We start from the raw sequence: 14,924 nt of genomic DNA, 5'->3' as shown, positions 1-14,924 counted from the left end.
TTCACCGACAAAAACAGGATACATCGAAAATGACTGATGCTGTTCAAAACGAAACTGTACTAGAAGAAAATAAGCTGATTGCTGAACGCCGCGCTAAACTGGATGCAATCCGAAAGAGCTGCAAAGCGAACGGCCATCCAAACGACTTCCGTCGTGACGCACTAGCGGGCGACCTTCAGAAAGAGTTCGGTGAAAAGACGAAGGAAGAGCTAGAAGAGCTTAACCACGTAGTAGCAATCGCTGGCCGTATCATGGCTAAACGTGGTCCATTCTTGGTAATTCAAGAAACTTCTGGCCGTATCCAAGCTTATGCTGACAAAGCGGTTCAAAAAGTACTTAAAGAAAAATACCAAGGTCTAGATATCGGTGACATCATCGGTGTTAAAGGTGCACTTCATAAGTCTGGTAAGGGTGACCTATACGTGAACATGGAAGAGTACGAGTTGCTAACCAAAGCACTACGTCCACTTCCAGAAAAGTTCCACGGTCTAACTGACCAAGAGATGCGTTACCGCCAACGTTACGTTGACCTGATCGTTAACGAAGACTCTCGTCAAGCGTTCGTAGTACGTTCTAAAGTAATGTCTGCAATCCGCAACTTCATGATCTCTAAGCAGTTCATGGAAGTTGAAACGCCAATGATGCACGTTATCCCTGGCGGTGCGAGTGCGCGTCCATTCATCACGCACCACAACGCACTAGACATGCCAATGTACCTACGTATCGCGCCAGAGCTATACCTGAAGCGTCTAGTTGTTGGTGGTTTTGATCGCGTATTCGAAATCAACCGTAACTTCCGTAACGAAGGCCTTTCTCCACGCCACAACCCAGAATTCACAATGATGGAATTCTACATGGCGTACGCAGACTACAAAGATCTGATGGACCTAACTGAAGAACTACTAAGCTCAGTGGCGCAAGAAGTTCTAGGTTCAACGTCAATGCCTTACGGTGATGAAACGGTTGAGTTTGGTGGTACTTACACTCGTATGAGCATGTTCGAAGCAATCAAGCACTACAACCCAGACCACGCGCAAATCCAAGCGCTAACAGAAGAAGACCTACAAAACCGTGATCTAATGGTTTCTATCGCGAAATCTGTTCATGTTGAAGTAGAACCTTTCTGGACATGTGGTCAGCTTCTTGAAGAGATCTTTGGTGAAACAGCAGAACCTAAGCTAATGCAGCCTACGTTCATCACTGGTTACCCAGCAGATATTTCTCCGTTGGCTCGTCGTAGCGATGATAACCCGTTCTTTACAGACCGCTTTGAGTTCTTTATCGGTGGCCGTGAAGTAGCGAACGGTTTCTCAGAGCTTAACGATGCTGAAGACCAAGATGCACGCTTTAAAGCACAGGTTGAAGCGAAAGAGTCTGGTGACGACGAAGCAATGTTCTACGATGCAGACTACATCACTGCTCTAGAGCACGGCCTACCGCCAACAGCAGGCCAAGGTATCGGTATCGACCGTTTGGTTATGCTACTGACTAACACGCACACTATCCGTGACGTGATCCTATTCCCTGCAATGCGCCCGCAAGCGTAATTCGATAGGATGAGTAAAAAACCACCTTCGGGTGGTTTTTTTTTGCCTTTTAGTTAAGTTAATTCAAGTTGTTGCATTTGCTTTTTAATGGGATATGCAAATAAACATTCGCCAAATCTCAATCTATTGCATAGTCTTAATACTGAGACAGACGTGAGGGGGCGGAGTCTCGATAATGTTACCCGCTCGCAAAGATAAGTTTGTGGCACAAAATTTCTATTAACAATGAAAAAGGGTTAGAGAATGGCTGGGCAGTTTAAGATGGATTCCATCCCGGGATCGCTTGTGGTAGTTGGCGGTACTTATGAGCCTTGGTTATCGGTACTGGAGCAAGTGGGCTGGAAGTGTCACCAAGTAGGTGATTTACGCAAAGCTAATACGCTGTTAGAAGATATTGGTCCATGTATCGGTATTGTTGATCTCAGCCATGACGAGTTCAGCTTGAATGGCTTGGCGAACTTAGTCAGCTCTCACAAACACGTACGTTGGTTAGCGTTTATTCGTGAATCTCAGCTTGGCACTGACACCATATGCCAGTTCATTGTTAACTTTTGTATCGATTTTTTCACAGCGCCGATCCCAGATGCACAGTTATTAAGCACAATAGGTCACCAGCTTGGCATGCTTAAGTTGGAGAAAAAAGTTTGGCCTAGTTTTGGTAGCAGTTTAGATATGGGTTTGATCGGTGAATCTATCCCGATGAAACGTTTACGCGATCAAGTGAAGCGCATTGGTCCAACGGACGTCAGCATTCTGATTTCTGGGGAAAGTGGGACTGGTAAAGAGGCGGTTGCTAGGGCCATCCATAAAGTCTCTTCACGCTCTCATAAACCGTTTATGGCAATTAACTGTCGCGCACTCAATGAACAACGTTTCCAAGCTGAAGTATTTGGTATTAACGCCGATGAAGATATGGAAGCATGCCTGCTTGAACAAGCAGATGGCGGCACCGTGTTGTTTAACGACATTCTTACCATTTCAAAAGAGCAGCAAATGAATCTGCTGAGATTCTTGCAAGAAGGCACCATTGATACTAAAGATGGCGTAAAAGCGGTTAACGTGCGTATTCTTGCTGCTAACTCGTCGGATGTTGAAAAAGCTTTGATTGACGGTGACTTCAATGAAGAGCTTTACCATTACATCAACGTTCTGCGCATCAATGTCCCTAGCTTGAAAGAACGTGCGAGTGACATCGCATTGCTGGCTCGTTTCTACTTACAAGAGTTCTCAAAAGAGTACAACTCGCAAGCAAAAAGCTTTTCTGAGGATGCATTCAAGGCACTGACACGTTATTTCTGGCCTGGAAATGTGCGTGAGCTGATGAACCAAGTGAAGCGAGCGGTATTAATGTCCGACAGCGTAATGATTGAAGAGCATCACTTAGATTTACCTCAACGTAATGACTCAAAGCGCAGCTTGAAATCAATCCGAGAGAAGAGTGAACGTGATGCGTTGCTGGTTGTTTTGGAATCTCATTCTGGTCAAGTTTCAAATGCGGCGAAAGAGCTCGGAGTTTCGCGTGCAACCATGTATCGACTACTTAATAAACATAACTTGATTTCCGAACAAGCCATGTAGTTGGCCTTTCCCTGTGTTAAATAGGCGAATAAATACAATAAAAGAGAGTGGCCACAGAGCCGCTCTTTTTATTTTTGTTTGGTTTGATTTATAAAATCCGCAAATTTATATATTCCTCAGGTGAATATGTTATACATAAAAGTATATGAAACTAAATTGCGGTGTATTGATTTGTTTTTAATCAAAAAGGCAAAAAATGTTTGATATATATTCATCAAAGCTTACAATTTAACCGTAACTCAATGAGTTATACCTTTCATAAACGGATTAATTTTTAGCTAGGAGGCGCAAGATGAAACATTACGTTGTTAACACCACTGCTTGCGCTGATCGTATGCCTATCGCTCCGATAACCCTTAAATCGGATGATACCAATACCACTGGCTCACAAGATAAAAATTAATCCGTAACCTATCATATTTATTACTAGGCTGCGGGAAAGTAGCGGCTTAGTATCAACAGAATATTTCTGTTCATTTTACGCACTATTTTTCCCAGTCGAATACATCGATAATCGGAGAAAATATTATGCGTCACTCTATTTACTTACAATTGGCCACTTTGCTATTGAAAGCAGACCTTAAACGCGAAGAAAAGCAATGGCAGCGTACCATACGCCGAACTGCTCATGATATTCCATGGACGAATGTTCATCTATTGAGGGATATTGGTTTAGATCGCGATGGTCGTTCTACACGTGCCAATGTTCCGGATGCAGTAAAAGTTGAACGTCGAGTTCGTCACCTTCGTCGAGTCTTAACGTCGCGAATAATGACGTAATCGTTAGCGTGTTGGGCTGACTGAGTTGCTAACGAGTCATTCAACACGCTTAACTTTTTATATGAAGTATGACTTCATTGGATAAACAGCTGATCTTGAAGATCAGCTGTTTTCGTTTGAAGGTGGTACTGTTAAGGGCAAGGATTCGAGTAAGTTGTACCTATTGCTTGAATTTCAGTAAGTAGTTCGTCGCTAAGTTGCAAATCAATACTGTCGATATTGGCTTTTAATTGGTCTAGGTTTGTTGCTCCGATAATGTTAGAAGCAACAAATGGACGCTGATTGACAAACGCGAGCGCCATTTGTGCAGGGTTTAGACCATGCTCTTGAGCTAAATTGACGTAAGCTTCGGTCGCTTTAACACCTTGCGGAGTGAAGTAGCGCGCAAAACGCTCCCACTTAGTGCATCGAGCGCCTTCAGGTTTTGCCCCGTTTAGGTATTTACCACTCAGGCAGCCAAATGCCAAAGGAGAGTAGGCAAGTAACTGAACGCCTTCGTAATGGCTGATTTCAGACAAGCCAACTTCGAAGCTGCGGTTCAATAAGTTATATGGGTTTTGAATGGAGACAATTCTTGGCAAATCGTGTTTTTCTGCCAAACGCAATAGCGACATCACACCCCACGGCGTCTCGTTGGATACGCCGATATAGCGCACTTTACCTGCATTCACTAATTCAGTAAGCGCTTCCAACGTTTCAATTAACGTGACTTCTTCTTGTTTGTCAGGGTATGGGTAGTTGAGTTGACCAAAGCAGTTGGTTTGACGCTGCGGCCAATGTAGTTGGTACAAATCGACATAATCGGTTTGTAGACGATTAAGGCTGTCATCAATTGCTGTATGGATGTGGCGACGATTAAGGCTCATGTTGTCTCTGATGTGAGGAACATTGCGAGGGCCTGCCACTTTTGTTGCCAGTACTACTTTCTCTCTTTTGCCGCTTTTTGCTAACCAATTACCGATGTATTGCTCGGTGAGCCCTTGTGTTTCCGAGTTTGGCGGTACAGGGTACATCTCTGCGGTATCGATGAAGTTCACCCCATGATCGAGGGCAAAGTCGAGCTGTTCAAAGGCGTCCTTTTCTGTGTTTTGCTCGCCAAACGTCATAGTGCCGAGGCAGATTTTACTGATCTCAAGTGATGAGTGCGGTAGTTTTGTGTATTGCATATCACGTCCTTGAAGAGTTACCGACTAAATAAGTGACTCCAATATAGGGGATTTGTAGCCGCAATCGCAAATGATTTACGTATAAAGGAAGAGCAAACTCGAAAGCTACAGTTAGCCTAACTACACTTAAATGATCGTGTGAAGGAGGTATGTTATGCAGAAGCATCAATTGGACATGTGGCTACATGGTCCACATAAAGATACTTATAAAACTCCCAAAGTATTTGTGATTGGGTGTTCTGATGTCTCTGACTATCTTTTAGCTGTGGAGTACAAGCATCAACTTGAGCCGATTAAAGACGGTGAAGACCCGATACATTTTGGCTCTCTAGACTTAGTAAAAGAAGAACTATTGAGGCTAGGGGTCGATAAAGCGTATTTAAGGCTGCGCAATGCGTATGACGAATGTGGCACTGAAGAGGCAGCCTCATACTGCGATATTGAGTTATCGCTCGTGACGCACTAAATAGCTGATATAGTTTTATTCTGGTTGAGTGTTAATGTAGTGCTTGAGTAAGATCTGTTCAGTAAACTGTGTTCTAAGGTAAAAGCCTCGGGGCAGAGTTTTCATCGGCTTACCATTTGAGTTATATGCTTCGGTGAGCGCTTTTGCATTTGCGGCTTTAGGGCGAAGATGCAGCGCTTCTCCGTGTCTGGCGGAAATTTGATCAAATCTTCCCAAGACGATCATCTCCATTAACTCTTCCCAGTCATTTCGCAAAATCCGTTCTTCTTCTTCATCTGGTGACCAAATGAGTGGACTGCCCACACGTCTTTCAGGGAGTGGGATTTCTCGTTCTCCTTCTACGGGTACCCAAAGGACACGAGATAGCTTGTTTCGAACATGACTTGTTTCCCATGTAAGACCATGAACACCAGTGAGGGGCGCCACAGAAACAAAGGTTGTTTCTAAAGGTTTGCCAGAGTAACTGATCGGAATACTTTTCAACTCGATCCCTAGTTTTGCGAAATCTTGTTGAGGTTTACTGCCAGCTGGAGCGCCCAAGTGCCATTCGAGTAATTGACCCACCCAACCTTTATCACGTTTTAAGTTTTCAGGAACAATCATATTCGCCTCGGCGGCCAACTCAGCAAAACAGAGTCCTGCCATATCATGCGCTCGTTCCAATAGCTCTGCTTCTGTTTGTGGTTCTGGTTTCATAGTTACAAGGTGGTATTACAAAAAATATAGTTTATCAAACTCCGACCAAATCTACTGTTTAAGATTTCACCGAGGCGGTGTAAGAACGATCAATTCATAACTTATCCACAGGTGGAGGAGGTATTGATAAGATCCTGGCGGGGTCTGTATGAATAAACAGGGGTTAAAATGCATTTTTGGGGTTGATTTTGTTGTAATCATCTAAACGAATAGCAGGTGAGTGTGGATAAATAGCCTGTTGGTGGATCTTTGACCGATCTGAGTTTGGTGAAAAGATCATCAAGAAACTGAAGATCGAATTATCGTTGTTTTTAAAAATAAATACTTTTTTATCAATGTTTTATGTTTATTTTTTTGTTTCTTCATCTGTTTTGCTTTTGATGGGATTGAACTGAATTACTCATTTGAATTGAATTCTTCACAAAGTTATTCACAGAAAAGGTGAATAAATGTGGGCAATGTCTCACTCTTGTGTTGATAAGGTATGGTTTGATTAAAAGATATCCAAAAATGGTGAAAAGGTAATAAATCTTGCTCATATCACATCAGTAAGTTTGCTAGTAATGGGGATATGTGGAAAAATCACGGTAATAAAAAATTTATTCATAGAGGTTAGCCAGTGATAGATGGCGATGGTTACCGACTTAATGTTGGTATTGTGATATGTAATAACCATGGTCAGGTCTTCTGGGCTAAACGATACGGGCAACACTCATGGCAATTTCCACAAGGTGGGATTGACGAAGGTGAAACCCCTGAACAAGCCATGTTCAGGGAGTTATACGAAGAAGTCGGTTTAACGAAAAAAGACGTTAAGATCATTGCAACAAGTCGTCATTGGTTAAGATATAAGCTACCAAAGCGATTGGTGCGTTGGGACTCCAAGCCTGTTTGTATCGGCCAAAAACAGAAATGGTTTCTGCTGAGATTAGAATGCGATGAGTCTCGCATTAATATGCAACGCGGAAAATCCCCTGAATTTGATGGTTGGCGCTGGGTAAGTTACTGGTATCCAGTTAGGCAAGTTGTTTCTTTCAAGCGAGATGTTTATCGACGAGCGATGAAAGAATTTGCATCCTTAGCCATGCCTTTTCGAGAGAGAAAAGCGAAAGGGAAAAGAAAAAAGCAACGTAGAGGATAATCATGCTCAGTCAGCTAAGGGAAATAGTTGAGAAAGTCTCCAGGGTCGATGATGTGCATCTGGCACTCGATATATTGGTGAAAGAGACTTGTGCTGCCCTTAGTACTGAGTGCTGTACTATCTATCTTGCTAATGAAGAAATGCAGCGCCTTGAGTTAATGGCAACTCAAGGCCTTATTTTTGAAGGTGATAGTATTCATATCAACTTCAATGAAGGCTTGGTTGGGTTGGTAAAACGAAGCGCTGAACCCCTTAACCTTGCCGAAGCCTCAAAACACCCCGAGTTCAAATTCTTTCCTCAACTCGGCGAACAGATTTACCACTCTTTTTTAGCTACTCCAATCATTCATCGTAAACAAGTTTTAGGTGTGTTGGTGATCCAACAAAAAACACCGCGCTTGTTTAGTGAAATGGAAGAATCGTTTCTTGTTACCTTATCCGCTCAGTTAGCGGTGCTCATTGCACATGCGCAGAATCTTGGGCACTGGCAGTTAGCATCTAAACCCACGGTATTAAAAGGTTTGCCTGCGTCTACTGGTGTAGCGATTGGAGAGTTTTGGTTCGACAATACCCAGCCGAGTTTATCGGATGTTTTCCCTTCGTCCACGTTAGATAAGGAACGCGAGCACGAGACATTACTGGTGGCCATAGAGCGAGCGTTAAATGACTTTCGCCGTATGCGGAAAAAGCTGGACAGTGAAATCAACAAAGATGCGCTGGCGATCTTCGATCTGTTTACTCACTTACTGAATGATCCGATGCTTCGCGGTGATTTGAAGAAGCAGATTGAAAAAGGAGATAGGGCAGACTGGGCGTTACGCCAAGTTGTAGAGTCATACTCGAATCGATTTGCCAGAATGTCGGATGTATACATGCGTGAAAGAGCGCAAGATATCCGAGAGTTAGGGCAAAGGCTGCTCTATTTTCTGCACAACAGCGAGCAAGAAAATTCTGCAATTGATCGTCCCATTATTTTGGTGGCGAATGAACTCACTGCCACCTTGCTCGCTTCTGTACCTAAAGAGTTCTTGTTAGCCGTCGTATCATTAGAGGGAGGCGCAAACTCTCACGCTGCCATTTTATCTCGAGCTCTTGGGGTCCCTGCAGTCATGGGCGCCAACATTAATCCGGATGTGGTGAATGGCAAACTCGGGATAGTCGACGGCTATACGGGTGAGATCTTCTTAGAGCCAAACCGCCAGTTGTTGCGAGAGTATCGCAGCTTAGTAAGCGAAGAGTCTGAATTGTTTGCCATGGTAAACAAGGACCTCGCACTCCCTGCGGTTACGCAAGATAATCACCATATCGAAATTATGCTGAATGCGGGACTCAGTGCAGACAGTAATATTGCCATCAACACAGGTGTTGATGGTGTTGGGTTGTACCGAACTGAGATTGCATTTTTACTTCAGCATCACTTTCCTTCGGAAGATGAGCAGTATCATCAATACCAAGCAATACTTAACAGCTATCCGAATCAACGAGTAGTGATGCGTACTTTGGATATTGGTGGTGACAAACCTTTGCCGTATTTGCCCATCGAAGAAGATAATCCGTTTCTAGGCTGGCGTGGCATTCGTTTTACATTGGATCATCCAGACATTTTCTTGATCCAGCTGCGTGCAATGTTAAGAGCGAGTGCAGAAAGCGGAAACTTAAGTATCTTATTGCCAATGGTGTCAGGGGTAAAAGAGCTAGACGATGCCATTAGCTTGATTAATCAAGCTCACAGCGAAGCCGTTTTGCTTGATGATAGAATTCAATTCCCACAAATTGGGGTCATGATTGAAGTACCATCGATGGTGTATCTGTTGCCAACGATTGCTCACCGTGTTGATTTTGTTTCTGTCGGGACAAACGATTTAACTCAGTATTTATTAGCGGTAGATAGGAACAATTCGCGCGTAGCGGATGTCTATGAATCTATGCATCCTGCGGTACTGTTAGCGCTTAAGCAAATCCATGAGGTGTGTGATAAATATCAGGTGCCCGTGTGTATTTGTGGTGAGCTAGCGGGTGATCCATTTGGCGCTCTTCTCTTACTTGGGTTAGGGTATACCAGTTTGAGTATGAACACCTCCAACGTGGCTAAGGTGAAATATTTGATTCGTCATAGTCAACAAGAAGAATTAGAAAAATTAGCGGAGCAAGCAATGACAAAGTCCTATGGGGAGGACATTCATCAAATGATGCATGACTTCTTCATTCAACAGGGCTTTGCGGGCTTTATCCGTGCAGGTAAAAAGTAGGAAATCGTGACCGTCTCTTTATTTTTGTTATTGTTGGCGCTAGGCGCTTTTGTGGGTGTGATGGCGGGGTTACTCGGTATCGGTGGTGGTTTGATTGTTGTTCCTGCCTTGTTGTATTTGCTTCCTCTTGCTGGGATCTCTCCAGAAATGAGTATGCACATGGCCTTAGCCACTTCGTTAGCGAGTATTATTGTCACGTCTGGCTCATCGGCGATGAATCACCTTAAGCTCGGCAATGTCGATATGTTTGTCGTAAAATGGTTGATGCCTGGTGTGGTCATTGGTGGCTTTGTTGGTGCCAATATTGCTGAGTGGATCCCTACACACTATTTGCCGAAAGTGTTTGGTGTCATTGTTCTTTGCCTGTCAGTACAAATGTTTCGTTCCATTAAAGTTACGAGCAGTAAACCTATGCCGAGCAGCCCTGTGACTGTAGTTTACGGCACGGGAATTGGTGTCGTATCAAGCCTTGCTGGTATTGGTGGTGGCTCACTGTCGGTACCATTTTTAAATAAACATGGGATAGAGATGCGTAAAGCGGTGGGCTCATCCTCCGTTTGTGGTTGCGTGATTGCTATTTCTGGTATGATCGGCTTCATCTTACATGGCTATAAAGTGGAAGGCTTACCTTCATACAGTATTGGCTATGTTTATCTTCCCGCTTTATTAGCGATTGCTATGGCCTCGATGCTCACAACAAAAGTGGGTGCGAAGCTCGCAACTAGCCTTCCAACTGCGGTATTAAAAAAGATATTCGCGGTGTTCTTAATGTTTGTTGCAGCGACCATGCTGCTCTAAGTTTGTACCCAAGTCATTCTCGCTGAACCAAGCATCTAGAGGTTACTTGGGTATATTTATTTTGTTGTGATAAGAAGAGAATGATTTATGTCTCAGGGATATATTGAATTTCCCAATATTGATCCGGTTTTAATCTCTATTGGTCCTGTTTCGGTTCGTTGGTACGGTTTGATGTACCTTGTGGGCTTTATGTTTGCTCTATGGTTAGCGAACCGACGTGCAGATAAGCCTGGAAGTGGTTGGACACGAGAGCAGGTTTCTGATTTGTTGTTCGCAGGCTTCCTTGGCGTGGTGATTGGTGGCCGTGTAGGCTACGTGCTTTTCTACAATTTTGAGCTCTTCCTGGCTGACCCTTTGTATCTATTTAAAGTGTGGACCGGTGGTATGTCTTTCCACGGGGGCTTACTGGGTGTGATTACCGCGATGTTCTGGTATGCACACAAAAACGGGCGAACTTTCTTCGGTGTTGCTGACTTTATCGCGCCGCTTGTGCCATTTGGTTTGGGTATGGGGCGTTTAGGTAACTTCATGAACAGCGAGTTGTGGGGCCGAGTAACGGATGTGCCTTGGGCGATCGTTTTCCCAAATGGCGGTCCACTGCCACGTCATCCATCGCAACTTTATGAAATGGCGCTTGAAGGTATCGTCCTTTTCTTCATTTTGAATTGGTTCATCAAGAAACCTCGTCCTCTAGGTTCTGTTTCAGGACTCTTTCTTGCGGGTTACGGAACCTTCCGTTTCCTAGTAGAATACGTGCGCGAACCAGACGCTCATTTGGGTTTATTCGGTGGCTTTATTTCCATGGGACAGATTTTATCCCTGCCAATGGTGGTTATCGGTGTCCTCATGATGGTTTGGGCATACAAACGTGGTCATTACAAAGACGAATTACCACAAAAGACGAAGTAAGGTATTGGTGTGAAACAGTATTTAGATTTGTGTCAACGCATCGTTGACCAAGGTGTTTGGGTTGAAAATGAGCGTACAGGCAAGCGCTGCCTGACCGTAATCAACGCGGATTTAACCTACGATGTTGCGAACAATCAATTTCCGTTGGTCACCACACGTAAAAGTTTTTGGAAAGCGGCCGTTGCAGAACTATTAGGGTATATTCGTGGTTACGATAATGCGGAAGATTTTCGTAAGCTGGGCACGAAAACCTGGGATGCCAATGCCAACCTAAATGATGCCTGGTTGAATAACCCATACCGTAAAGGTGAAGACGACATGGGCCGTGTCTATGGGGTTCAAGGGCGCGCCTGGGCGAAACCTGATGGTGGTCATGTTGACCAGCTACGTAAGATAGTGGATGACTTAACGCGTGGTGTTGATGACCGCGGTGAAATCTTGAACTTCTACAATCCGGGTGAGTTCCACATGGGGTGCTTGCGTCCTTGTATGTACAGTCACCATTTTTCATTGCTGGATGATACGCTTTACCTGAATAGTACTCAGCGTTCGTGTGATGTACCGCTTGGCTTAAACTTCAATATGGTTCAAGTTTACGTGTTCTTGGTGATTATGGCGCAAATTACGGGCAAGAAACCTGGTCAGGCATTTCATAAGATTGTGAATGCTCACATTTATGAAGATCAGCTTGAACTGATGCGCGATGTTCAGTTGAAACGTGAGCCATTAAAAGCGCCGACGTTCCATATCAACCCAGAGATTAAATCTCTAGAAGATTTGGAAACATGGGTCACACTGGATGACTTTTGGGTTGAAGGGTACGAGCATCACGATCCTATTCGTTACCCATTCTCAGTGTAACGAGTATCGTTCTTCAAGATATAGAAAAAGCTCCGAATGGAGCTTTTTTCTTTTTTGTACTTAGAAGGTATTATTTTAGTGCACTGACAATATAACGGTGAATTGGGTTGGTCTGCATCGGTGTGGACAGTGCCGGGCTAATAAACTTAGGTTGAGTGAATATTTCTTTACTCACTAATGAACGGATAAGCTCAAAGTACTTCAGCTCTGTTTTCCCGCACAACAATAGTGAAAAGTCATCGCCCAATCTATCATAGGCATTGAGCACCTCTCGGAATCCTCTAAGATACAAGTAATCCTTCGTTAAACCTCCACCTCGATAGACTCGGGCAGTCGTTGTAAATGCTTGAAGATCAGAAGCTTTATACTGTTCTTTTAATAGCATGAACGTATGGCGGAAATCGCGATCCTTGATCATCGACTCTACTGCCAGAACTCGTAAGGCTAAGGTTCTTAGGCGCTTGATACTGAAATGTCCTGACAGATACTCACATAATATAGCCAGCCCTTCTTGAGTGTTGGTATTGGCAGGACAACCTAAGCTCAGGACTTTTAGCGGTTGTTGACGACCGTTAAGCGTAGTTAGGAGATGTACTCCCATTTCATGATGTGCAAGAGCCTCCAGCTCATCAGTGGTGATGTACGCCGCGTGGTTAATTTTGACTCTAGATCCTGAAACTAGTGCGTTTGCTAACATCCCGTCCAACACCTGTATTTCACATTCATACCCATTGCGTTGAGCAAAATTTTGCATGAAACGTGCTATTGCACGGCTATCGTGCTGAGGTTCTTTTTCTTCTTCTGTAGGAAGGTGCAATATGAAATGGGCGTTGGCAATATCTTTGGCGCTCGGTTCCCCATAATAGCGTAAGGAGTTATAAAGAAACTCTTGCGTACCTATGGTATTCACTTGATCCAGTTTATCTGCATAAGACTGAATTACATCCGCGTACAGCCTCTGCAGTTGGGTGTCTTGAATGTTTTCTAGAGGTAGCTCATATAGACGTCGCTTTGCGCTGTGGGTATCTACGTTAGTAATTGAATATTGAAAATTAGGCTCTTGAGAATATTTGTTTTTAATGAAACGTTCTCTTTCTTGAGCATAATTAAGAGGATTCACGCTACTGAGGATATCAATATCAGCAACCAGTTGGGTTAGGTTTTCGTCTATTGCGAGTAGCTGATCAGAAATAGCGTCATTAAGCTGCGTCATGTTGTCGACTCCAAATGAGATAGCTCAGCATAAGCATGCTGATGTGGCTCAAATTATCACCGGACAATCGATTTGAACAGTTTAATTATCATAAAAAAGGCTCCACGATGTGGAGCCTAAACAATAAGCGATGGTATGTCGTTGTTGTTACGTTGTTAGGGCTAGAATTGCACCTGGTAGAATAACGAATACTGACATTAGGTAACCACCAACAACTGCTTTATTCTTAATAGCCATTTCAGAAATCATCTCAGCGCCTTTAACCGGAATCTCACGTAGGAATGGAATTCCAAAGATAAACAGCGTCGCCATGATGTTAAATACTAAGTGGACTAGAGCGATTTGTAGTGCGAATACTGCGAACTCTCCAGATACCGCTGTCGCTGCTAGTAGTGCCGTAATACAAGTACCAATGTTAGCACCCAGAGTGAAAGGGTAGATATCTCGTACTTTCAACACGCCAGTACCAACCAACGGAACCATTAAACTTGTCGTGGTTGAGGAAGATTGTACTAGAACGGTCACGATTGAGCCTGATACGATGCCGTGAATAGGACCACGACCGATGGCGTTTTTCAAAATTTCACGTGCGCGACCAACCATTAGGCTCTTCATCAATTTACCCATCACTGTGATTGCAACGAAGATAGTCGCAATACCCAAAGCAATAAGCATGACGCCGCCAACAGTATCACCGAAGGTAGAAAGTGGCTCTTTAATTGCGCCTACGACTGGCTTTGTAATTGGTTTAATAAAGTTGAAGCCTTTAATGCTCATATCACCAGTAGCAAGCAGTGGAGAAACAAGCCAGTGAGAAACTTTCTCTAAAATGCCGAACATCATTTCCAACGGAAGGAAAATAGCGACAGCAAGCAAGTTGAAGAAGTCGTGAATGGTTGCACTTGCAAATGCACGTTTGAACTCTTCTTTACAGCGCACGTGGCCAAGAGATACAAGCGTATTGGTCACTGTGGTACCAATGTTAGCACCCATCACCATAGGGATAGCGGTTTCTACAGGTAAGCCACCTGCAACCAAGCCTACAATAATAGACGTTACAGTACTTGAAGACTGAATTAAGGCTGTTGCCACCAAGCCGATCATTAGACCTGCAACTGGGTGTGCGGCAAATTCAAATAGCACCTTAGCTTGATCGCCAGTTGCCCATTTAAAGCCACTACCAACCATAGATACTGCTAGAAGAAGCAGATATAACATGAATGCCAAGTTAGCCCAGCGTAACCAACGAGCTGTGCTCGAAATTGGTGCCACTGTTGAAGTAGCTTGGTTCATCATAATTTTCTCCGTTGACCTTTCAGTTCATCTTTCGGTCTGTAGTTGAATCTGCGGGCGATGTTAGAGAATAAATATTTCAGTAATATTACAGATTTCTTGCTGTGAGAGATTTTTATTGTTCTTTTTGATAATGGCGTAAAAGAAGAAGAAAATTAATTTTTAACTTGTTGATTTTAGTGGTTAAATTTTGGTTTCGTTTTGTTTGGTTTTTGCGTTTTTTTTGT

The 14,924-nt window shown here is 43.6% G+C and carries 13 protein-coding genes; 9 read left to right on the top strand and 4 right to left on the bottom strand.

Annotated features, from left to right (window positions below; translation table 11 throughout):
• The first annotated feature begins 29 nt into the window (after window positions 1-29).
• The 3 genes from lysS (at window position 30) to R7Q11_RS17260 (ending at window position 3,905) form a co-directional block, all read left to right on the top strand.
• Window positions 30-1,547, top strand: coding sequence for a lysine--tRNA ligase (lysS, locus tag R7Q11_RS17270; RefSeq protein ID WP_005382861.1), 1,518 nt, complete (start codon window positions 30-32; stop codon window positions 1,545-1,547).
• Between the two features lie 243 nt (window positions 1,548-1,790).
• Window positions 1,791-3,125: a cyclic-di-GMP-binding transcriptional regulator VpsR gene (gene vpsR, locus R7Q11_RS17265; RefSeq protein ID WP_017635067.1), complete on the top strand. Its 1,335-nt coding sequence runs from the start codon at window positions 1,791-1,793 to the stop codon at window positions 3,123-3,125.
• A 528-nt stretch (window positions 3,126-3,653) separates the two neighbouring features.
• Window positions 3,654-3,905, top strand: coding sequence for a hypothetical protein (locus R7Q11_RS17260; RefSeq protein WP_005381776.1), 252 nt, complete (start codon window positions 3,654-3,656; stop codon window positions 3,903-3,905).
• 131 nt (window positions 3,906-4,036) lie between these two features.
• Here the strand turns inward: R7Q11_RS17260 and R7Q11_RS17255 are convergent, their stop codons facing one another.
• A complete protein-coding gene (locus R7Q11_RS17255; RefSeq protein ID WP_005381774.1) occupies window positions 4,037-5,071 on the bottom strand; it encodes an NADP(H)-dependent aldo-keto reductase in 1,035 nt (344 codons plus the stop codon).
• A gap of 154 nt (window positions 5,072-5,225) precedes the next feature.
• Here R7Q11_RS17255 and R7Q11_RS17250 point away from each other — a divergent pair, with 154 nt between their 5' ends.
• The gene (locus tag R7Q11_RS17250) at window positions 5,226-5,537 is read left to right on the top strand and encodes a DUF6482 family protein (RefSeq protein WP_005381772.1); all 312 of its coding nucleotides are present in this window, start codon (window positions 5,226-5,228) and stop codon (window positions 5,535-5,537) included.
• Between the two features lie 15 nt (window positions 5,538-5,552).
• On the opposite strand, the gene mutH is transcribed toward R7Q11_RS17250, so the two are convergent.
• Entirely contained in the window at window positions 5,553-6,233 is a 681-nt protein-coding gene (mutH, locus tag R7Q11_RS17245; RefSeq protein ID WP_005385968.1) for a DNA mismatch repair endonuclease MutH, read from the bottom strand.
• 619 nt (window positions 6,234-6,852) lie between these two features.
• Here mutH and rppH point away from each other — a divergent pair.
• The 5 genes from rppH to R7Q11_RS17220 all read left to right on the top strand — a co-directional run bounded on the left by rppH (window position 6,853) and on the right by R7Q11_RS17220 (window position 12,191).
• Entirely contained in the window at window positions 6,853-7,374 is a 522-nt protein-coding gene (gene rppH / locus R7Q11_RS17240) for an RNA pyrophosphohydrolase (protein ID WP_005381953.1), read from the top strand.
• 2 nt (window positions 7,375-7,376) lie between these two features.
• Window positions 7,377-9,623 carry a phosphoenolpyruvate--protein phosphotransferase gene (ptsP, locus tag R7Q11_RS17235; protein WP_005385966.1) on the top strand — a complete coding sequence of 749 codons (2,247 nt, stop codon included), beginning with the start codon at window positions 7,377-7,379 and terminating at the stop codon, window positions 9,621-9,623.
• Between the two features lie 6 nt (window positions 9,624-9,629).
• Window positions 9,630-10,421 carry a sulfite exporter TauE/SafE family protein gene (locus R7Q11_RS17230; protein ID WP_005381949.1) on the top strand — a complete coding sequence of 264 codons (792 nt, stop codon included), beginning with the start codon at window positions 9,630-9,632 and terminating at the stop codon, window positions 10,419-10,421.
• An 87-nt stretch (window positions 10,422-10,508) separates the two neighbouring features.
• Window positions 10,509-11,330, top strand: a complete 822-nt coding sequence (lgt, locus tag R7Q11_RS17225) for a prolipoprotein diacylglyceryl transferase (RefSeq protein WP_005381948.1) — start codon at window positions 10,509-10,511, stop codon at window positions 11,328-11,330.
• A 9-nt stretch (window positions 11,331-11,339) separates the two neighbouring features.
• The gene (locus R7Q11_RS17220) at window positions 11,340-12,191 is read left to right on the top strand and encodes a thymidylate synthase (RefSeq protein WP_025768429.1); all 852 of its coding nucleotides are present in this window, start codon (window positions 11,340-11,342) and stop codon (window positions 12,189-12,191) included.
• Window positions 12,192-12,261: 70 nt separating this feature from the next.
• On the opposite strand, the gene R7Q11_RS17215 is transcribed toward R7Q11_RS17220, so the two are convergent.
• Both R7Q11_RS17215 and R7Q11_RS17210 read right to left on the bottom strand, forming a co-directional pair.
• Window positions 12,262-13,404 (bottom strand): flavohemoglobin expression-modulating QEGLA motif protein, encoded by a 1,143-nt coding sequence (locus R7Q11_RS17215; RefSeq protein ID WP_025768430.1) that lies wholly within the window; start codon window positions 13,402-13,404, stop codon window positions 12,262-12,264.
• A gap of 147 nt (window positions 13,405-13,551) precedes the next feature.
• The gene (locus R7Q11_RS17210) at window positions 13,552-14,697 is read right to left on the bottom strand and encodes a Na/Pi symporter (RefSeq protein ID WP_025768431.1); all 1,146 of its coding nucleotides are present in this window, start codon (window positions 14,695-14,697) and stop codon (window positions 13,552-13,554) included.
• Between the last annotated feature and the right edge of the window lie 227 nt (window positions 14,698-14,924).

Source organism: Vibrio sp. 970, assembly GCF_033339075.1.
The sequence above is the reverse complement of the archived record's forward strand: the minus strand, read 5'-3'. Positions and strand labels throughout refer to the sequence as shown.